Source organism: Streptomyces griseicoloratus (assembly GCF_014534645.1).
Lineage (GTDB): Bacteria > Actinomycetota > Actinomycetes > Streptomycetales > Streptomycetaceae > Streptomyces > Streptomyces griseicoloratus.
Genome location: NZ_JACVQF010000217.1, coordinates 1 through 19,687 on the forward strand (window position 1 = coordinate 1; position 19,687 = coordinate 19,687).

The 19,687-nt window shown below is 70.3% G+C and carries 14 protein-coding genes and 1 pseudogene; 5 read left to right on the forward strand and 10 right to left on the reverse strand.

What is annotated here, in order from left to right; genetic code table 11:
- Positions 1–7 precede the first annotated feature (7 nt).
- Together H0H10_RS26555 and H0H10_RS40235 are read right to left on the reverse strand one after the other, a co-directional pair.
- A pseudogene (locus H0H10_RS26555) lies at positions 8–825 on the reverse strand (IS5 family transposase).
- A gap of 52 nt (positions 826–877) precedes the next feature.
- Complete coding sequence (locus tag H0H10_RS40235; protein WP_223180469.1) at positions 878–1,132, reverse strand: hypothetical protein; 255 nt, start codon at positions 1,130–1,132, stop codon at positions 878–880.
- A gap of 376 nt (positions 1,133–1,508) precedes the next feature.
- On the opposite strand from H0H10_RS40235, the gene H0H10_RS26565 reads away from it, so the two are divergent.
- Positions 1,509–1,739 carry a hypothetical protein gene (locus H0H10_RS26565; RefSeq protein ID WP_188183652.1) on the forward strand — a complete coding sequence of 77 codons (231 nt, stop codon included), beginning with the start codon at positions 1,509–1,511 and terminating at the stop codon, positions 1,737–1,739.
- 859 nt (positions 1,740–2,598) lie between these two features.
- Here the strand turns inward: H0H10_RS26565 and H0H10_RS26570 are convergent.
- Together H0H10_RS26570 and H0H10_RS26575 are read right to left on the reverse strand one after the other, a co-directional pair.
- A complete protein-coding gene (locus H0H10_RS26570; protein ID WP_188183653.1) occupies positions 2,599–2,856 on the reverse strand; it encodes a hypothetical protein in 258 nt (85 codons plus the stop codon).
- A gap of 354 nt (positions 2,857–3,210) precedes the next feature.
- On the reverse strand, positions 3,211–4,095 hold the full coding sequence (locus H0H10_RS26575; protein WP_188183654.1) for a DUF5655 domain-containing protein: 885 nt from the start codon (positions 4,093–4,095) through the stop codon (positions 3,211–3,213).
- Positions 4,096–4,369: 274 nt separating this feature from the next.
- Between H0H10_RS26575 and H0H10_RS26580 the strand changes: the two genes are divergently transcribed.
- Positions 4,370–4,516 carry a hypothetical protein gene (locus tag H0H10_RS26580; RefSeq protein ID WP_188183655.1) on the forward strand — a complete coding sequence of 49 codons (147 nt, stop codon included), beginning with the start codon at positions 4,370–4,372 and terminating at the stop codon, positions 4,514–4,516.
- A 547-nt stretch (positions 4,517–5,063) separates the two neighbouring features.
- Here the strand turns inward: H0H10_RS26580 and H0H10_RS26585 are convergent.
- The gene (locus tag H0H10_RS26585) at positions 5,064–6,227 is read right to left on the reverse strand and encodes an MFS transporter (protein ID WP_188183656.1); all 1,164 of its coding nucleotides are present in this window, start codon (positions 6,225–6,227) and stop codon (positions 5,064–5,066) included.
- A 341-nt stretch (positions 6,228–6,568) separates the two neighbouring features.
- On the opposite strand from H0H10_RS26585, the gene H0H10_RS26590 reads away from it, so the two are divergent.
- Complete coding sequence (locus tag H0H10_RS26590; RefSeq protein ID WP_188183657.1) at positions 6,569–8,254, forward strand: NAD(P)H-dependent oxidoreductase subunit E; 1,686 nt, start codon at positions 6,569–6,571, stop codon at positions 8,252–8,254.
- Positions 8,251–10,926 carry a formate dehydrogenase subunit alpha gene (gene fdhF / locus H0H10_RS26595; RefSeq protein ID WP_223180470.1) on the forward strand — a complete coding sequence of 892 codons (2,676 nt, stop codon included), beginning with the start codon at positions 8,251–8,253 and terminating at the stop codon, positions 10,924–10,926. The genes H0H10_RS26590 and fdhF overlap by 4 nt, the downstream gene beginning before the upstream one ends.
- A gap of 105 nt (positions 10,927–11,031) precedes the next feature.
- Here the strand turns inward: fdhF and H0H10_RS26600 are convergent, their stop codons facing one another.
- The 5 genes from H0H10_RS26600 to H0H10_RS26620 form a co-directional block, all read right to left on the reverse strand.
- Positions 11,032–11,463, reverse strand: coding sequence for an Hsp20/alpha crystallin family protein (locus tag H0H10_RS26600; protein WP_188183659.1), 432 nt, complete (start codon positions 11,461–11,463; stop codon positions 11,032–11,034).
- 205 nt (positions 11,464–11,668) lie between these two features.
- On the reverse strand, positions 11,669–14,278 hold the full coding sequence (locus tag H0H10_RS26605; protein ID WP_188183660.1) for a cation-translocating P-type ATPase: 2,610 nt from the start codon (positions 14,276–14,278) through the stop codon (positions 11,669–11,671).
- Positions 14,279–14,313: 35 nt separating this feature from the next.
- On the reverse strand, positions 14,314–15,183 hold the full coding sequence (locus H0H10_RS26610; RefSeq protein WP_188183661.1) for a potassium channel family protein: 870 nt from the start codon (positions 15,181–15,183) through the stop codon (positions 14,314–14,316).
- A gap of 120 nt (positions 15,184–15,303) precedes the next feature.
- Positions 15,304–17,703 carry a glycoside hydrolase family 65 protein gene (locus H0H10_RS26615; protein ID WP_188183662.1) on the reverse strand — a complete coding sequence of 800 codons (2,400 nt, stop codon included), beginning with the start codon at positions 17,701–17,703 and terminating at the stop codon, positions 15,304–15,306.
- A gap of 7 nt (positions 17,704–17,710) precedes the next feature.
- Complete coding sequence (locus H0H10_RS26620; RefSeq protein ID WP_188183663.1) at positions 17,711–18,586, reverse strand: universal stress protein; 876 nt, start codon at positions 18,584–18,586, stop codon at positions 17,711–17,713.
- Positions 18,587–19,015: 429 nt separating this feature from the next.
- On the opposite strand from H0H10_RS26620, the gene H0H10_RS26625 reads away from it, so the two are divergent.
- Positions 19,016–19,669 carry a CBS domain-containing protein gene (locus tag H0H10_RS26625; RefSeq protein ID WP_188183664.1) on the forward strand — a complete coding sequence of 218 codons (654 nt, stop codon included), beginning with the start codon at positions 19,016–19,018 and terminating at the stop codon, positions 19,667–19,669.
- Positions 19,670–19,687: the final 18 nt, after the last annotated feature.

Consider the following 19,687-nt stretch of genomic DNA (forward strand, 5'->3'; position numbering starts at 1 on the left):
ACTGGCCCTAACAAAGCCTCTGGACGTGGCGGTAGGTGATCAGGCAGACGGCGAGGCCGAGGAAGGCCTCGTGGATGTCGTCGCGTCTTTCCCAGCGGATGCGCAGGCGGCGGAAGCCGTGCAGCCAGGAGATCGTCCGCTCGACGACCCAGCGGAAGGTGCCCAGGCCGGTGCCGTGCGGCTGGCCACGTTCGGCGATCACCGGTCGGATGCCCCGCTCGCGAAGGAGCCGGCGGTACTTGTCATGGTCGTAGCCGCGGTCGGCGAAGAGCATGTCCGGGCGGCGTCGTGGCCGGCCGACGACTCCCGCGACCGCTGGAATCTTGTCGAGCAGGGGCAGGAGCTGGGTGACGTCGTTGCGGTTTCCGCCGGTCAGCGACACCGCGAGCGGGATGCCCTGACCGTCGGTGATGATGTGGTGCTTGCTGCCCGGTCGTGCGCGGTCGACCGGGCTGGGTCCGCTTTTGGGCCCCTGCGTGCGGCCCGGACGTGGGAGGAGTCGATCACCGCCCGGGACCAGTCCAGCTGGTTCTTCGACCGCAGCTTGTTCAGCAGCAGCTGGTGCAGCTGGTCCCAGACGCCGGCCTCGTTCCAGGCCGCCAGGCGCCGCCAGCACGTCATGCCCGATCCGAAGCCGAGCTCCTGGGGCAGGTACTCCCACTGGATACCCGTGTGCAGGACGAACAGGATGCCGCACAAGGCCTGACGGTCGGGCAGCCGCGGCCGTCCCTCAACCTGCTTCGGTGCCGGTTCGGGCAGCAACGGCTCGATCAGCGACCACAGTTCGTCCGACACGATCCATGGCCGCGACTGACGCTTCCCCATGCCCCCATCAACGAGCGACCAAGCCGACAGTCACATGATCAACCCGCTTTTGTTAGGGCCAGTTACTGGGCCGAAAAGGCCGCTCAAGCCTTACCTCCCCGACGAAGCCCAGAAGATCTCCGACGGCATCGGTCACGGGCGACTGGTCATCCACGCCCACGCCGACGACGCCGGCACCGTGGTAACGATCGGCACGTATCGCGACAGCGGCAGCAGCGTCTACCTCCACGGCAATAACCACGTGCGGCAGGTCGCCGACACCTTCGACTCGCCCGCGCAAGCCCTGGCGTCCTTCGAGCGCCTCCACGGCGACACCATGCGCCCGGGCCCAGCACTAGCCACCCCCGCAGAACACGAGGCGGCAGCCGCTCGCACCCCGATCGGCACACAGGCCGCAGGCCCACAACCACCTGCCGTGGAAACCGAAACTGTCCCGTTCCTACGTCGTCGGCGTTGGCAACCACGACGTCGTCCTTGACCGCTTCCTGGCCGCTCACGGCGACTGGGAGAAGTGGAGGGCGTGGTCAGACGACACTACCCACGCGACCACGAGTCACAGACTCTGCGTATCGAACGTGTACACGAAACCGAACCCCGCGAGACCGCCTGGACTGTGGCCGCGTACGAGACTCCCGTGTCGGACGAATGTGGCACCTGACCGCGACCGGGCCCACCCAGCCCCTGTGCTGCAGACCCTGCTGGATCACCTCGCCGAAGGCGACGGCTGGGGTACACCCACCGGCAGACCCATCGACGAAAAGACCGTAACCGCCGCCACGAAGCGCCTCACAGGCGCCGGATGGCGACACGCGATCGACGGACGCTGGATCCGCTGGACAAATCCGACCGAGGACACCGGCGTCCAGTTCGTGGCCTTCGCCGCCCACAAGCCGCACAGCACCCTCGTCACCTGAACCATCTGAGCAGGCCCCGGCATCGAACAGCCCCCTGGACCTCACCGCATCCCCCACACGCCGACGTCGCTGCTCGCCGACATCGAGAACCTCCCCCCGGTACCGGCCTCCGTCAGCAGGCCCCCGGCCAACGAGCTCACTCCGCAAGCAGGACCGGCACCGCACGGACGCCCCCGGCGCCGTCGCGGACTGACGACGCGCTACCAGCAATGCATCGGCGACATTCCGCTGTGACCTCATCATTCCAGGCCCGCGGTAAGAACGCGCCCGTTCGTCGTCCTGGACTCGACCCCAGCGTGCCTGCCTCAGGTGGACACGGTCTCCTTCAGGCGTGTCCAAGTACGTCGAGCAATCGCCACCTGGTGTGCCGCAATGACACGAGTGGCGCTCGACGCGCCAGGGCGCTGCGGCCAACGGCTCGGTAAGCAACGGCAGCAAATCGCGCAAGCGGGCCCATCAGTCATTTCCACCTCCCAGCTTCCTCCCTCGCCGATAGTGGCACGCCAGACGTCCGTGCCATTACACGGTCCGGGGCCTGCGGTCGCCCGGATGCTGCACAGAAGTGCGGAGCCGACAGCAGCCTCGCCGACGAAGGGGGGCGCGAGGCGTTCGGCCGGCTGCCAGTCCGAGGCGGTGAACAAAGCACCGTCAGGGTCTTGTTTGACCCGCGCCTCCGAGTACCGCTGCCACCAGCGCGGACGCACTCCGGTCAGGACCACCTCAGCTCGACGACCGGGCCGGAACAGGCGCACCTTGTGTGCCGCCGCTTCGTAGCGCAGCCCAGGAATCCCGTTCACTGCATCTGCGGGTGCACAGTCGGCGTCTTGGGTGGGCAGGAGCCTTTGACTCCACCAAGCGGCTACTCACGGTTCGCCAAGCGGCGAATGGTCAACCGGTGCGGCTCTGGCCTCACCGCACGAATACCCAGCGGATGGCAGGACAGACCACCGATGCCGGCGGCCCTCAAAAGCACGGCCGCTTCCAGTTCAACCTGGTCAGGGTGGACCGGCGACAGAATGGCCGGCACAAGGTGCGCGCACAGGTCCTGCCAGGACTCACCGGTGCAGCGCTGCCGGTCTTTCAGGGCGTTCCGAAGGGCAGGGGTGCAGATAGCCATGTGAAGTCTTTCGCGCCATCCCGGCCGCCGTGCGACATGGCATCGTCGGCTCAACTGCGTTTGGCAGAACGTAAGGGAGAGCTTTCTGACCGCCTGGGGCGATCTGCCGGAACGGGGGCGGCATATCGCGCGGCCGGGTGCTCCCTGACCTTCAGATGCATTGGAGCAGCCGTCAGCGTCGAAATCCAAGTGAACACGCCATGGCGGGCGCGGGGACTGCCGTGGCTCGCCGGTTAGCCAAACCGGCGAGCCACGGCATCATTGGCGGTCCGCCGCCACTTCCCCCCCCGTCCACATACGACGAAAGGAACCCGCGCCACACAACGACAACCGCACACCGTTTCACCGCCCCCCTTACGCCGCGGCGTAGCTGAGGCGGAACAGGCGCTGGGCACGGTCCAGGTCCCGCTCTGTTCGCAGCTGTACCTCCAGGTCGCCCGTGCCGTGGTGGCCGAGGCCCGTCACATCCCGGGTGAACCCGGGGACGAGGTCCATCTGCTTCGGGTCGGCCTTCAGATAGACCAGGAGCTTGGTCCTCTGAGGCGGACATACGCAGGCGAAGTTCCGAAGGCGCTGGTAGGCCCGATAAGTCTTGTGCTGAACACAGTTCACGCCGTCGCCCAGCCCCAGCAGCGTCTCGTCAACCGCCTGCGCCAGCTCGACCAGGGCCACGCTCTGGCCGCCGCCAGGAACGGCCACCTGCCGTCGAACGCGTCGGACCACCGGCGATCGGCCGCTGACCGAGGCCACGGTCTCAAGACCGAGCAGGTCCTTGCCGAAAAGTCGGTAGCGGACGAGGTCGATGCTGCGCCGATGCTCGCGCACGGCATGCATGTCAAAGCGAGTGAAGTCGCCGGCGATGCAGATCAGCCTCGGGCTGCTCCACAGCACCTGGGCCGCGACCGTGACCCCGAGCCGGTCGCGGACCAGGTGCTCGAACTCCGCCCGGTGATCCATCAGCCAGCTGAGATAGAATAGGCCCTGGTTGATCACGCCCGAGTCGACGCCCCGCTTGTACTCGACGATAACCGGGGACCCGTTCTCATCGAGGCCGAGCGAGTCGACCCGGCCTCCGTGAACCGGCCCCGTGCTGTACTCGCTCGCCAGGAATTTCACACCCAACACGGTCTCCATGTGTGCCTCGACGAGGCCCTGCACAGCCGCCTCGACCTCAGCTAGTCGCGGCACCACCTCGGTCACGCCAATTTCCGTCGTGTGGAACAGCTTCAGGCCCGACACCTTCCCCTCTTCTTCGGAGTGATCATCAACGGCGAGCCGGACCCGGATTATTTCGCCGAGAGTCTTCGGAATTTGTGAAGATCACATAGGAAGCTGCGCAGGAACTGTAGGCCAGACGGTTCGGGAAATCCCTGCAGCACACGTCGGCGACTTCCGGCGGGCACCCGATGCTGGCGACCTGTGCGGCGGAGCCCCCATATTTCTCCGGGCTGCTGCTCTTCGGCCGTATCTCCGCCGGGTATGGAGCCGGTTCGGCCTGGCCGCCCTGTGTCTGATGCTCGCCTGGCTGCCGACGGCGGCTGTGCTGCCGCTGACCGAGCCGTCGGGCGTGGTCGTGGTGCTGGCTGCGGTGGCCGCCACTGCGACCTGGCGGTACGCGGAGCTGCGCCCGAGCGTGCGCCCGGTCAAGGGACAGGGGTGAGCCCCGGCGGCGCCCGCAGGCCCAGGGCACGCTGGTCCAACTGCCTGTCGACGAGGACTCCGAGCTGCTGCTCTCCCTGCCGACGCAGTCTGACGTACAGCATCGGCTACCACGCCACCGAGCAGGCACAGGACAACCCACGCAGGACCCTAACGGTGATCGGTGACGGCGCAGTCGGCGTGTTGCCGGTGCTGTCCGCCAAGCAACTCGGCGCCGAGGATCATCCTCATAGCCCCGCACTTCGGCCGATAGTTTGGTAGCAATCGTGTCCGACCGATCGCCATCGCCTTCGCTGCACTCCCCCTGCTTCAGTTCACCCGGGATGCTCCACTGAAGATCGCCTACGCCTCGCCGAGCCGCTGCATCATAGTGCGCGATACTCATGCATAGCCGCGCCCAGGTGCCGAGCAGCTACCAGTGGGCTGTCAGGAGCACGGTCCCATGTCGACGCTCTCTGCGCCCATCCAGCCAGCAGCATTCCGGCACGTCGCCTGTGGCAGCCAAGTCTCCGCGCGGAAGACCAGCACTCTGCCCCCAGCGCGGCAGCCTACGGTGTGCTCGATGCCCGCCCGGCTTCGCGCCGTACCGCCGTGGTCGTGAATGTCGCGGCAGCACCGGCAGTGACCGCCAGCAACACGTATCCCCATGTGTAGTCGTCCGTGGCGCCGTAAACGGCGCCCATGACCAGGGGCGGGAAGAAGCCGCCCAGGCCTCCGGCGGCCCCGACGACTCCGGTGACCGAGCCAACGCGATCGGGAGGCACAAGACGCGCGACGAGTGCGAACACGGCGCCCGACCCTGCGCCCAGGCCGGCCGCCATGCCGAGGAAGGCGAGGGTTCCGATCGGGATCAGCGACAGCTCGAAGGCGGCGAGGAGAGCGAAAGCCGCGACCGTGGTGTAAGCAACCACGAGCACGGACACGGGGTGCAACCGGTCGGAGAGCCATCCGCCCACCGGTCGCATGGCGACGGCGAGGACGACGAAGCCGGCGGTGCGCAGCGCGGCGTCGGACCGTCCGAGGTCGTGGGCGGTGGTGAGATAGGCGGGCAGGTAGACGCTGAAGGCAACGAACCCGCCGAAGGCCACAGCATAAAGGAAAGCCAGCTGCGCGGTGGCGGGCATGCGCAGGGTCGCCCTGGTGCGCGCGAGCAGTGATCCGGGCGGTACGGCGCGGTCGGGGTTGTCACGCAGGAGGAGATGTGCCACCACGGCGTAGCCGAACAGAAGCGCTGCGACCAGTTCGAAGGGGAACGCGTACCTGACGGCGTCGGCCAGTTGGACGGTGGTGAAGGACGACAGTGCCGTGCCGCCGGTGCCGATGCCGAAGATTCCCAGCGCCAGTCCCCGCCGCTCGGGCGGATACCAGGCGTTGACGAAAGGCACGCCGATCGCGAAGGTCGTACCGCCCAGACCGAGGAAGAAGCCGCCGGCCAGTACTTCGGGCAGGGAATCGGCCAGGTGGCCGAGGTAGAGAACCGGCAGGATGGTGAGGGCGGCGACGAGAGGAAACATCCGGCGCGCCCCGAAGCGGTCGGTGAGGGCACCCACGGGGATCCGGCCGAGCGAGCCGACGATCACGGGTACCGCCACCGCGAGGGACTGCTGGAACGAGGTGAGATCCATGTCCTCACGGAGCGTCGGCCCGAGCGGCGCGAGCAGCGCCCAAGCCCAGAAACAGAGCATGAATCCGGCCGTGGCCAGGGCGAGCATCCGCCGCGACTGAGCGGTTGCCGCCCTCCCGCCGGTCTGCGGCGTCGGGGCGCGACTCAAGGGGCCTCCTCCGTGCTCAAAGGGCGGGTTTCCCCGGCCGCTCGGCGGATTGTCGATTCATCTCACGATGCTCGTGCGTAGCCGCCCCCTCATCCGGTCGACGCGCCCGCCACTCCGGGTGATGTTGCCCGGCGCAATCAGCCATCCACCTTGCTCGTCCACGTCTTCGACACTCCGGTCGGCTACCTGTTCCGGCGCGGGGCTCCCGCCAGGGGTGGGGAGCCGGGATGAGTGCCGGCGCCCGGATTGCGGGCCTCGGTCGGCGACTCCACGATGAAGTCATGGTTCCGGTGGGTTCTGCGGGCCGATTCGACGCGTTCCGGGCGCTGGCCGACCGGCGCGGGCGGCCGGGAGGCCGGCTGATCGAGGCGCTGGCCGACGTCCGGGCGGGAACGGCGGACACCCCTGGGAACTGGGCTCCGGAAGTCGCCGCCGGCATGGGTCTGCCCGCTGCCGCCGCGCTGGGACCAGCCGGGTATTATGCGGATCTCGCCGCCCCGCACGGCCGTCGTCACGTCCGGGTCTGCGCGGCGACGGCGTGCTTCGCCGCCCGAGCCGGACAGCATCTCACCGAGGCGGAGGACGAGTTGGGCGTCTCCGCGGGCACGGTGTCGGCCGATGGAGAGACCTCGCTGCAGACCGTCCGCTGTCTGGGGTACTGCTACGCGGGTCCCGCCGCGCTCGACGGTGACACGCCCTGCGCCGGACCCTCGCTGGCCGGCCAGCTCGCAGGTCGCGAGTCTCCACGGGCGCCCGGGATTCCGGCGGCCGACGACACCGGCGACCCTGTGCTGCTGGGAGGAGTGGTGGCCGGCGAGCCTTCATGGCAGGTGTGGCCGCAGGTGGTGACGACCGGCACTCCTGACGAGGTCCGACGTCAGGTGGCCGCATCCGGGCTGCGGGGGCGTGGCGGCGCGGGGTTCCTGGTGGCCGCGAAGTGGGAAGCGGTCGGCAGGGAGCCTGGCACCGTGGTCGTGGCCAACGGCGACGAGGGCGATCCCGGCTCCTACGCCGACCGGCTGTTGATGGAGGCGGAACCGGAGCGTGTGCTGGAGGGCCTCGCTCTGGCGAGCTTCGCCTGCGGCGCACGACGCAGTGTGGTGCTGGTGCGCTCGGAGTATCCGCGTGCGCTGGCGCGGATGCGGGAGGCGGTCACCCAGGCGTACGCAGACGGTCACTTCGGTACGTCTGTGCACGGCACGGCCACGAGCCTGGACGTCGAAGTGGTGGAGGGCGCCGGATCGTACGTCGCGGGTGAGGAGACCGCACTGATCGCGAGCCTGGAAGGGGACCGGGGCTGCGCCCGGCCGCGCCCGCCCTACCCGACCCAGCGCGGCCTGTGGGACGCGCCGACGGTGGTGAACAACGTCGAGACCCTGGCATCCGTCCCGTGGATCATCGCCCGCGGCGGAGAGGCGTACGCCCGGCGCGGGGCTCGGGGCGAGACCGGGACGAAGCTGGTGTGCCTGTCGGAGCGGTTCGCCCGGCCGGGGGCGTACGAGGTGGAACTGGGCACCCCGCTACTGAGGGTCGTCACCGAGCTGGGCGGTGGCCTGAAGGACGGCAGCGAGCTGGCCGCGGTGCAGATCGGCGGACCGCTGGGCGGATTCCTCGGTCCGGACACGCTGGATGTGCCCCTGACGACCGCCAGCCTCGCGGCCCGGGGCGCCGCCCTGGGCCATGCCGGGCTGGTCGCCTTCGACCAGCACGTCGCACCGGAGGAGGTGCTTCGGCACATCTGGCAGTTCGCGGCGGCAGAGAGCTGCGGCGCCTGCTCTCCCTGCCGTGTGGGCTCGCGCCGCGGCCTGGAGCTGGCCTCCGCGAACACCCCGCCCGGACGTGAATGGGGGCGGCTCGCCCGTGTCCTGGCCGAGGCGAGCCTGTGCGCCTTCGGACGGCGGATCCCGCCCGCGGTGCACAGCCTCGCCCGCGCCTACGGGGACCGACTCGCGGGATGGGAACCATGACAGGAATCGAGGTCGATGGAATCGGGGTCACCGTTCCCGAGGGAGCCTCGCTGCTCTCGGCGGTGCGGGCGGCCGGCGGCGAGCTGCCCGCGCTCTGCTCGGACGAACGGCTCAGCCCGGCCGGCTCCTGCCGTACGTGTCTCGTGCGCGCCGACGGACAGGTCGTGGCGGCCTGCGTGACTCCGGCCTCGTCCGGCGTCCGCGTCGAAGTCGCCACGGAAGACCTCCGGCAGCTGCGCCGGGACGCCGTGCAGCTCATCGCCTCCGCCCTGCCTTCCCGCGCGCTCACCGAGGACAACCCCAGCGAACTCGCTCGGGTCTGCCGGTCGTTGGACATCAGCCCCGAGACGGCACAGGGCACCGAAGGCCGCGGCGCGGACGACTCACACCCGTATGTGCACCTCGACCCGGACCTGTGCATCGCCTGCGGGCGGTGCGTGCGCATGTGCGCCGAGGTGCAGGGCACCTTCGCCCTGACCCTGGTCGGCCGGGGCGCCGACACCGTGGTCGCCCCTGGTACCGGGGGCCCGTGGGCCGAGTCGGACTGCGTGGCCTGCGGCGGCTGCGTCGACACCTGCCCCACCGGTGCGATCGCCCAGCCCGGTCCCGGGCACGGGCTCACCTCTGCCCACCGGCCGGCCGCGATCCGTACGACGTGCGGATACTGCGGCGTCGGCTGCGCCCTGGACGTCGTCACCGCAGGCGGCGAGGTCACGGCTGTACTGCCCGCCCGGGACGGCCCGGTCAACCGCGGCCACGCCTGCGTCAAAGGCCGCTTCGCCCACGGCTACCTGACATCGCCCGAGAGGCTCACCCGGCCCCTGCTCCGGCGCGACGGTGGCCTGGAGCCCGTCAGCTGGGAGGAAGCGCTCGGCCATGTGGCCCGAGGGCTTCGCGCGGCTGTCGCAGACGGCGGCGCGGACGCCGTGGCGGCGATCTCCTCGGCTCGCGCCACCAACGAGGAGAACTACCTCGTCCAGAAGTTCATGCGGACCGCAATCGGCACCAACAACGTCGACAACTGCTCCCGCCTCTGCCACTCCCCCTCCGCCGCAGGACTGACCGCCTCCTTCGGACTCTCCGGCGGCACCGACTGCTTCGACGACGTCGAGCGGTCCGACTGCGTGCTCGTGGTCGGCGCCAACCCCGTCGAAGCCCACCCGGTGGTCGGCGCACGCCTCCTCCAGCGCGTGCTGCGCGGAGCCAGGCTGGTCGTCGCCGACCCCCGCGCCGTGGGCCTCGCCCTGCACGCCGACGTACACCTGCGGCCCCGGCCCGGCACCAACGTCGCACTCTTCCACGGGCTCGCCCACCTCCTGCTCGCGGAAGGACTGGCCGACGAGAACTTCCTGCGCGAGCGGGCAACCGGCCTGCCGGAACTCATCGCACTGCTGGACGACTACCCGCCCCACCGAGTCGCGGAGATCACCGGGGTACCCGCCGAGGACCTTGTCGCCGCTGCCCGCCTGTACGGCCGCGCCCGACAGCCCGCGATCGTCTACGGCCTGGGCGTCACCGAGCACCTGCACGGCACCGACGGGGTGCGTTCGCTGGCCAATCTCGCCATCCTGCGCGGCGCCGTCGGCACCGACCGCGGGTACGGCGTCAACCCGCTGCGCGGCCAGAACAACGTCCAGGGCGCCTCCGACATGGGTGCTCTGCCCGACCTCCTGCCCGGCTACGGCAAGGTCACCGACCCGACCGCACGAGCCCGCGCCGAAGCGGTCTGGGGCGTACCGGTTCCAGGGCGCCCGGGCCTGCGCATCCCGGAGATGTTCGCCGCCGCACGCGCAGGCGGTCTGCGGGCACTGTGGGTCATCGGCGAAGACGTCTGCGCCACCGACCCCGACAGCGACCGGGTGGCCGCGGCCCTGGACGCATGCCCACTCGTCGTGTGCAACGAACTGTTCCTCTCCGAGACCGCCCGCCACGCCGACGTCGTCCTCCCCGTCACGTCCTGGCTGGAGAAGGACGGCACCTTCGTCAACTTCGACCGCCGCTTCCAGCGAGTCCGCCCCGCCGTGCCCCCGCCGGGCGAGGCACGCAGCGACTTCGACGTCGTGCACGCCCTCGCCGACGCGATGGGAACCGACCTGGGCTGCCCCACTCCGGCCGATACCCTGGCCGAATGCGGGCAGGTCGCGCCCGTCTTCGCGGGGCTCTCCCACGACCGGCTGGACCGGGAGGGGGCCGTGCCGTGGCCCTGCCCGGACCCCGGCCGTCCGGGGAAGGCCAAGCTCTACGAGGAGCGGTTCGCCACCCCGGACGGCCGGGCCCACCTCACTGCAGCCCCCTACCTCCCACCCGGTGAACAACCCGACGACGCCTACCCGCTGGTCCTGGTCACCGGGCGGCGCTGGGCCCACTACAACTCCGGCAGCATGACCCGTCGGGGCGGCAACCTCGCACTCGACCCGGTCGACTTTCTCGACCTCCACCCCGACGACGCCCTCCGGTACGGCGTCCGAGACGGCGCGCGGCTCACCGTGGAGAGTCGGCACGGCCAAGCTCGGCTCGTCGCCCGGATCAGTGAGCAGACCGCCCCTGGCCAGGTCTTCTGCTCCTTCCACTTCCCCTCGAACGGGGTGAACCGCCTCACCTCCGACCACGGCGACACCGTCACGTCCTGCCCCGAGTACAAGGTCACGGCCGTGCGCGTGAGCGCGCCGTGACGGCATCGGACAGGGTGGTCAGAGTTCCGGTCGTACGGGCCAGAGGGCCGCGCAGAGACAAGAGCGCGCAGCCGCGGATTGATCGGCCGCGCACGGTGGTGCGGTTCAATGCGCACCTACGCTCAGAGGCTCCCTCACCGGCGTCGTCCTCTTGCCCGGCTTCGGCTCCAGCACCGGCATCGTGATGGTCAGGACACCATGCTTGTACCCAGCCGTCGCCTCGTCGCTCATTGCCCCCGGCGGCAGCGGAGTGAAGTGGCCGTACGAGAATTCCGCGCGGCCCTGCCGCTCACCGCCGCGCACGGCACGGATGGTCAGGCGCCCTCCCGCAACGATGATCTCAATGTCCTCGGCGTCGATCCCCGGAAGCTCGGCCTGCAGCACGTACCGCCCGTCCGCCAGACGTTCTTCGACGTGGACGCCGTGCGTCGCAGGAATGGCGTCCAGTACGGGGAATCCCGCCTCCGCCCAGTCGGACGGGCCGGGCAGGTCGGGCAGTGCGGGCCGACCGGAGAGCCGCTCGATCGTGCTGCTCATCTCTGGCTCCTCCTTCTTCTCCGTGTCCAGGGTCACCCTTCCGAGCCATGAGGCGCATGGGCCGACCGGTCCTCGTGCACGGCCCGGTCGGCCCTGTAAGCCGCGACCAGCACCTTCGCTCAGCGCGGGCCGGCCTCACCCTCTCGTGAAGGTCACAAGGCGGTCGGCGGGTGGGGCTTCCGCGTCTCCCGTGCGTACGACGGGCTCAACGCTCCTGGGCCGGCTTCGGTGGGCCCCCGCGGGGTGGGCGTTCCGGCTTCAGCCGGGCCTGGAGGCGCATGACGAGATGGCCGAGACCGGACACCGCACAGGCGATGGCCAGGTCGGTGGGCGGGAGTGGGTCGGTGCCCAGCAGTTCCTGCAGGGGCGGCAGGTAGACGCCGGCTGCCTGGAGACCCAGTGCCGCGCCGACGGCGACCAGCAGGAAGGGGTTGGCCAGGCTGCCGGGGCGGGCCCGGGAGCCGAGCGCCACGCCGAGCTGGGTGGCACCGAGGATCAGGAACACCATGGACTGCCAGGGCCGTCCGGTCTCCCGGGCCCAGACGCCGACGGCCAGGGTCACCGTGGCGACGAAGACCCCCATGAGCAGGATCCGCGGCCACAGGCCGGCGCCCAGCACGCTCTCCTCCGGAGGCCGGGGCGGATGGCGCATCGCGTCCGGCGCGACGGGTTCCGCGCCCAGGGCGACACCGGGCAGGCCGTGGGTGAGCAGGTTGATCCACAGGATCTGCGCGGGCAACAGCGGCAGCGGCATCCCCAGGAACGGACCGAGGAGCATGACGAGGATCTCCGCGGTGCCGCCGGCGAGGCCGTAGAGCAGGAATCGGCGCACGTTCGCGTAGACGCGGCGTCCCTCCTCGACAGCGGACACGATCGTGGCCGGGTTGTCGTCGGCGAGCACGAGATCGGCGGCCTGACGTGCGACCTCGGTGCCACGTCGGCCCATGGCGACACCGATGTCCGCCTGCCGCAGGGCGGGGCCGTCGTTGACACCGTCCCCCGTCATCGCCACCACGTGCCCCGCCCCGCGCCATGCCTGGACGATGTCCAGTTTCTGCTCGGGCGTGGTCCGGGCGTAGACCCGTACGTCTGTCAGGTCGCCCGCGGTACCTTCCCGGATGTGTCCGCCGGTGGTGACTTCCTCGTCGTGCGACGCGATACCGAGACGTTCGGCGATGGCCCGGGCGGTGAGCGGGTGGTCGCCGGTGATGAGTACGGGGACGATGCCGGCCCGTCTGCAGGCGGCGATGGTCGCCTCGGATGCGATACGAGGCGGGTCCACGATGCCGACGAGCCCGAGGAGTGACAGGCCCGACTCCTGTGTCGGGGGCCGCTGCACCGGGTCGTCATGGTCGGCCGAGGCGACGGCGAGCACCCGGTATCCACGGCGTGCCAGGAGCTCCGCCCGTTCGGCTGCCCGGGCAACAGTGTCGGGGGCGTCGCCCAGAATCTCCGGCCGGAGCACCGACTCCGGCGCACCTTTGCACGCGACCAGGACCCCGCCCTGCGGCCGGCGGTGCACGGTCGTCATGCGTTTGCGGTCGCTGTCGAACGGAATCTCGTCCGACCGCGGGAGCTCTCGGTCCAGTGCCGCCCGGTCGAGCCCGAGCCGCGCCCCGCCCACGAGCAGAGCGGACTCTGTGGGGTCGCCCAGTGCACCCCATTGCGTGGATCCGTCCGAGGGAGGTTCCAGTGCCGCGTCGTTGCACAGCATGGCTGCGCGCAGCAGGGCTGCCAGGTCGGGTGCGTCGTCCGCGGTCACCGTCTCGCCATCGCGCACCACCCGGCCCTCGGGGTCATAGCCCGTACCAACGATCACTGCCTCTCCGCGTGGCGTCCACAGCTGCTCGGCCACCATCCGGCCCTCGGTCAGGGTGCCGGTCTTGTCGGTGGCGATCACGGTCACGGAGCCCAGCGTCTCCACCGCCGGCAGCCGCCGGACGACGGCATGCCGGTCGGCCATCCGCCGTGCTCCCAGGGCCAAGGCGAGTGTCACCACCGCGGGAAGGGACTCCGGAACAGCGGCGACGGCGAGGCTGATCGCCGCGACGATCATCAGCTCCACGGGCTGTCCGCGCACGAGCCCGAGAGCGAGCACCACCGCGCACAGCGCCACGATGACTCCGGCCAGTGTCCGCCCGAACCTCGCCAGCCGGTGCTGGAGCGGAGTCAGGCCGGGCGCGGCGCCCATCAGTGCCGCGATACGGCCGAGCGCGCTGTCGGCACCGGTGGCGGTGACCACGACACGTCCGTGGCCTCGGACGACGATCGTGCCCGCCGACACCGTCCCACGCGCTTCGTCACCGCCGGGGGCCTTCTCCACCGGTACGGACTCACCTGTCAGCGAGGACTCGTCCGCCAGCAGCATCGCCGCGGCCAGCACGTCCGCGTCCGCGGGCACGATGTCTCCCTCGGCCAGCAGGACGAGGTCACCAGGGACCACCTCGGCAGCGGGGACGGAGCGCTCCTCGCCGTCGCGCACCACCCTGGCCGCCGGGGCGCTCATAGCGGACAGGGCCCGCACCGCCTGTTCCGCCCGTACTTCCTGTACGACGCCGACCACCGTGTTCACGATGATCACGAACAGGATCACGGCGGCATCGGAGAGATCGCCGGTACCAATGGTCAGGGCAGCAGCCACGAGCAGGACGAGGATCAGCGGGTCGCGCAGCTGCTGCACGACCCGCCGCCACACCGGGATCCGCGGCTCCGAGGGGATCTCGTTCGGCCCGTGGAGCTCCAGTCGCCGCGCCGCTTCGTCCGACGACAGGCCCGACGGACCCGTCGTGGGTACCGCGCCTCGGGGGCCGCCCATGTCCGAGTCGCGAGTCCGGCTGCCCTCACGCCGGTTCACGAGGTTCGCCCGTGGTCGGCGGCATAGGCCGCGAAGATGTCCGCCTGTGCGCCACCCGTGCGGAGAAAGCGCTGGTCCAGGATGGCCGCGAGGTCTTGTAGCGCGCCCGCGAGCAGATCGCCGGCCAGGCGTACGTCCGGCCGGCCCGCTGTCTGCCCGCGCTCGGCGAGAGCAGCGGCGTAGCCGACCGTGGCCGCGAGCGACGAGTGGTCCCCACCGTCATGGAAGTAGTAGGCCTCTGCGTACTGAGTGAAGTCGATACGGACACGAACGACCTCGGTGGCCAGGCTGTCCAGCAGGAGGGCCCCTGCCGTGCAGTCGATCTGCTGCGTCGTCGGGTCCGCGTCGCGCAGCAGCGCCAGGCGGATGGCCAGGACCCTTCTGCGGGTCAGAGCCGGGAAGATCTGCAGTACCCAGGAGACCGTGGCGGTCAGGAGGGCGAAGCCGATCAGGGCCTCCAGCGGCGAGACCAGGCGGAGCCAGCCCTCGCCGGGCGAGATGTCCCCCAGGCCCAGCGTGGCCACCGTGACGAGCGACAGGTACACGGAGTCGAGCAGCGCCGGCTCCTGCGCCGCCCTGGAGCCGGGAGAGAACGTGAACGCTCCGGGCATGTGGGGCCAGTAGACGATGGCCCAGCCGAGGATGACGGTGCCGGCCCACATGCCCACCACCGTCACCATGGCGAGCGGACCCACCAGCCCCACTGCCCGCCTGCGGGGACGGAAGCGCCGGGCCAGTCGCCACAGCGCCGTCATGACGAGGCGGCTCAGGCCGCCGTGGCGGGTCGGGTGCCACAGGGTGTGGAACAGGTCCCGCAGGGTGACCATGACGAGGCCCGCGCCCACCAGCGAGACCAACCATTCCATGCGTGTCTCCCACGGACCTGCTCTTCTTTCTCAAGCCGAACCCCCGTTCTCGGAGCGTAGGCTGACGGCAGCACCGTCGCGGGGCCGAATCGCCGCCGGCCGGGTCGCATCAACATCGGATCAACCGGTCGGCAGCACCAGCGTGCAGGTCTCTCCTGGCGCGATGGTGACGGCCCGGTCGGCCAGCATCACGCGGATCGGTGACGCCTCCGAGTCGGGGACACGGATCTGCACCTGCCCGCTCCGGCGCCGTACGCCGAGACCCCAGTGACCGCGGTAGCGCAGCGAGAATCCGTACTCGGAAAGCGCCGGCAGAGGCACCGGGTCCAGCCAGAGGGCGTCCTCACGGGCCTGAAGTCCCGTCAGGCCGCGCTGGACCAGGTCGAGGGTCCCGGCCATGGCCCCGAGGTGGATGCCTTCGCCGGTCGTGCCCCCCTGGATGTCCGCGATGTCCGCCTCCAGGGCCTCGTGGACGTAACTCCACGCCTCAACCCGTCTCACCCTGGCGAGGACCAGGCCGTGGACGAGCCCGCTGAGGGTGGAGCCGTGGCTGGTGCGCTGGAGGTAGTAGTCCACAGTCCTGCGCCAGACCTCGTCGTCCAGCGCGTACCCGAGACGCCGGAACAGGTCCCGTAGTTCGGCGGGCGAGAACAGGTAGCCGAGCATGAGGACATCGGCCTGCTTCGACGCCTTGTAGCGGTTGACCGTGTCACCCTCGGCCTCAAGGACCCGGTCCAGTCGCCGGATGCTGTCGTACCGCGCCCGGTAGGCGTCCCAGTCCAGCTCGGCGAGGTCGTCGTAGCCCTCGAACTGGCTGATGACCCCCTGGTGAAACGGCACCCGCAGCCGCCGGGAGACCTCCTCCCACTTGGGCAGCTCGTCTCCGTCCAGCTGGACCCGGTCGGACAGTTCCTCCCTTCGCCATACGGGAAGGCGCCGCACGAGCTCCAGGGCACGGGTGAGGACCCAGGCGGTGGTGACGTTGGTGTACGCGTTGTCATCCAGTCCGGGGAGGGCGGCATCCGGGTAGCCGTCGTGGTACTCGTCAGGGCCCACGACGCCGCGGATGCGGTAGCGGCCCATGCCCGTGTCGAAGACCGCGAGGTCCGCCCAGAACCGGGCGATCTGCATCAGCATCTCCGCACCTCTGGTGTACAGGTACTCCATGTCACCGGTGGCCTCGCCGTACTGCCACACGTTGTAGGCGATCGCGGAGCCCACGTGATGCTGGAGCCTCGAATGGTCCGGCCGCCAGCGCCCCGAGTGGGGGTTGAGATGCCACTCCTGCGTCTCGTCGCGACCGTCGCTGCCGCTCTGCCACGGGTACATCGCCCCGGCCCGGCCGGCCGCTGCGGCGGCCTGGCTGGCCCGTGGGAGGCGCCGGTACCGGTAGTCCAGCAGCGCCCGGGAGATTTCCGGGAAGTGCAGGTTGAGGTACGGCAGGACGAACAGCTCGTCCCAGAAGACATGGCCCCGGTACGCCTCACCGTGCAGACCCCGCGCCGGCACTCCCACGTCCAGGTCCCCGGTGTGCGGTGACAGCGTCTGCAGGAGGTGGAAGAGGTGGAAGCGCAGGACTCGGCCGGCCCGGCCGGGCACCTGGAGATCCGCGCGCCGCCACAATCTCTCCCACGCCGCACCGTGGGAGTGCAGCAGGGCCGAGAAGTCCGCCGCCGTGGCCACCCGGTCAACGGCTGCCCCCAACGGGTCGCTGATCGCCGTGTCGCGTGAGGTGTGCAGCGCCACGGTCTTCTCCACGCCGACGGGTCGGCCAGGAGCGATCGGGACCACCAGGCGGTGGACGGCGCGACGGCGGGCCGGGCGAAGCGCCGACGAGGACGGCGTGCGACCGGTGACGACCGTCCGGGCGGCCATGGCGACGCTGATGTCCGAGGCGCTGGTCCGGCAGCTCAGCCACACCGTGTGGGGCTTCTCGGCACCGGTCCGCATATGGGTCACGTGGCTCCTGTTGAGGGCGCGGTACCGGTGCACGTTTCCGTTGATCACCTCACCGTCGAGACAGGACTCGATCTCCATCTCTCCCGACCAGTCCTCGGCGGTGAAGACCGTCCGGAGCGCAGCCAGATGGGGGTCGTCCATATGCACCAGGCGGGTCTGCTCCACGCCGAGCACCCCGGTGGAGTCGTCCCGGTGGCGGAACGCGCGGGTGAGCGTGGCGCGGCGCAGGTCGAGGGTGTGCCGGTAGTCCAGGAGGGCGTGCGTGTCCGGGGAGAACCACGGGCCCCATGCGCCCTCGCCGAGGCGCAGACGAAACCGAAGGAGCAGCCAGTTCGGGAGGTTGACCAGGTCCTCGTTCACCACCTGCCGTCCCGCCACGGTCGATTCCAGGCGGTTGAAGCATCCGGCGGCGTAGGTTCCCGGGTAGTGCACCAGGCCCGCCCGGGACTCGGGCACCGCGCCGCGTGTGGCGAAGTATCCGTTGCCGAGCGTGCAGAGCGATTCGCGCAATCGCTCCGCATTGGGGTCGTAGCCCTCCCACACCCACGTCCACTCGGACATGCGTATCTCAGGCCCGCTGGGGGATGACGGCGACCGGGCACCGGGAGTGATGCAGCAGGGCGTGGGCGGCACTGCCGAGTTGCAGACCGCCGAGGCCGTGCCGGCGCAGAGCGCCGATGACGATCAGGTCGGCATCGGCGGATTCCTCCAGCAGGACGTGGTGGGCGGGACCTTCGACCGGTCGCCGGTGCACTTCGACGCCGGGATGCTCCTGCCCGGCCTCGCGCAGAGCATCGGTGAGGCGGTCCGAGGCCTGTTCTTCGTGCACCTCGGTGGCAACCGCGACCAGAGGCTGGTCCTGCATGTGCCCGTGGGCCGGGCGGCGCCAGGCCCGTACGGCCGTCAGGGCGCAGCCGCGGGCCTCAGCCTCGCGGAAGGCGAACCGCACGGCGGCCGAGCCCTCGGTGGAGTCGCCGACGCCGACCACCACCCGGCCGAAGGAGCCCTTCTGGTTGCGCTCCCCGCCGCGGATCACGAAGACCGGGCACACGGCACGGGCGGCCACCGTGAGGCTGACTGATCCCAGCAGCATCCCGGCGATCTCGCCGCGGCCGCGGGAGCCCGTGACCAGGGCGAAGGATTCGTGGGCCGCGTGCAGCAGCGCGGACACGGCGTCGTCGGGCAGTACGTCGCTCGATACCTTCACCTCCGGATTGCGCAACCGGGCGCGTTCCGCGGCGGACGCGGCGATGTGCTGGACCATGATCTCTTCGGCCGGACGGTCTGTGCTGAAGGACGGGCGACCTCCCTCGTACCGTTCCCACAAAGAGGCGTGGACGAGCCGTAGCGGCAGCCCCAGGCGGGCCGCCTCGTCCACAGCCCAGTCCACGGCCTGCAGGCTGGAATCCGATCCGTCGACACCCACGACCAGCGGGAGTTCCATGGTCGCTACCGCCTTTCCTGCCCGGCCACTGACGCAAGCCCCTCCTGTCAATACCGTCGCACCGCTGAGGGCTCGTCGCGACCCATGCACCGGCTCTCGGGCAAAGAGACCTCTGCCCGGGTTGCGCTGTGTTGATTTGCGGCGATTGTGGTGTCATGGGGCCCGGAGGGCGAGGGGGAAGGCGATTGTGGCAAAGCCGACCGGTTCTGGATCAGCCATACAGGCTCCGTCGCGCTCGACGGTCACGTGCCCGGCTGCCGCGCATCGGTCGTCGAAGCACTCGGTGCCGGGCGTCTGCTGGGCTTGTCGTGGCCCGTTTCCAGTGGTTGCGGGCCGGCCCGGGTCCCCCTCTGATGCGGCTGCTCGACCCGTATGCGCCCCACGGTGCCGGCGAGGTGCCCTGATCGAGGCGAGACGAGGAGGCCCGAGGTGCCTGAGACCCCGCACATGGTGAGCGACGTGATGACCCAGACGGTCGTGGCTGTGGGGCGCGACGCGCCCTTCAAGGAGATCGTCCGGACCATGGAGCAGTGGAAGGTCAGCGCCATGCCGGTGCTGGAGGGCGAAGGGCGCGTCATCGGCGTCGTGTCCGAAGCCGATCTGCTGCCGAAGGAGGAGTTCCACGACAGCGACCCGAGCCTCGTCGAACAGCGCAGGCGCCTGTCAGACATCGGCAAGGCCGGGGCGGTGACGGCGGGGGAGCTCATGAGCACCCCGGCGATCACCGTCCACCCCGACGCCACGTTGGCACAGGCGGCCAGGATCATGGCCGTGCGGCGCGTCAAGCGGCTTCCCGTGGTCGACGACGTGGGCATGCTTCAGGGCATCGTCAGCCGTGCCGACCTGCTGAAGGTCTTCCTTCGTTCCGACGAGGAGATCGAGGAGGAGGTCCGCCGCACCGTGGTGTCCTACCTCTTCCCGGGCTTCAGCCATGCCATCCACGTGGACGTGCACGAGGGCGTCGTCACGCTCCGCGGACACATCCGGGACACCTCGCTCATCTCGGTCGCCGTGCGCCTCGTGCGCGCCGTGGAGGGAGTCGTGGACGTCCAGCCCCAGCTCACCGGCCAGCCAGTCAGCTGATCGAGGGCGCCGGGGGGG

Excerpts from the sequence above, each read along its gene's own strand:
- fdhF (WP_223180470.1), top strand. The coding sequence starts at position 8,251 with ATGACAGGAATCGAGGTCGATGGAATCGGGGTCACCGTTCCCGAGGGA.
- H0H10_RS26615 (WP_188183662.1), bottom strand. The coding sequence starts at position 17,703 with ATGTCCGAGTGGACGTGGGTGTGGGAGGGCTACGACCCCAATGCGGAG.
- H0H10_RS26600 (WP_188183659.1), bottom strand. The coding sequence starts at position 11,463 with ATGAGCAGCACGATCGAGCGGCTCTCCGGTCGGCCCGCACTGCCCGAC.
- H0H10_RS26610 (WP_188183661.1), bottom strand. The coding sequence starts at position 15,183 with ATGGAATGGTTGGTCTCGCTGGTGGGCGCGGGCCTCGTCATGGTCACC.
- H0H10_RS26585 (WP_188183656.1), bottom strand. The coding sequence starts at position 6,227 with ATGCTCGCCCTGGCCACGGCCGGATTCATGCTCTGTTTCTGGGCTTGG.
- H0H10_RS26580 (WP_188183655.1), top strand. The coding sequence starts at position 4,370 with ATGCTCGCCTGGCTGCCGACGGCGGCTGTGCTGCCGCTGACCGAGCCG.
- H0H10_RS26570 (WP_188183653.1), bottom strand. The coding sequence starts at position 2,856 with ATGGCTATCTGCACCCCTGCCCTTCGGAACGCCCTGAAAGACCGGCAG.
- H0H10_RS26620 (WP_188183663.1), bottom strand. The coding sequence starts at position 18,586 with ATGGAACTCCCGCTGGTCGTGGGTGTCGACGGATCGGATTCCAGCCTG.
- H0H10_RS26605 (WP_188183660.1), bottom strand. The coding sequence starts at position 14,278 with ATGGGCGGCCCCCGAGGCGCGGTACCCACGACGGGTCCGTCGGGCCTG.
- H0H10_RS26590 (WP_188183657.1), top strand. The coding sequence starts at position 6,569 with ATGGTTCCGGTGGGTTCTGCGGGCCGATTCGACGCGTTCCGGGCGCTG.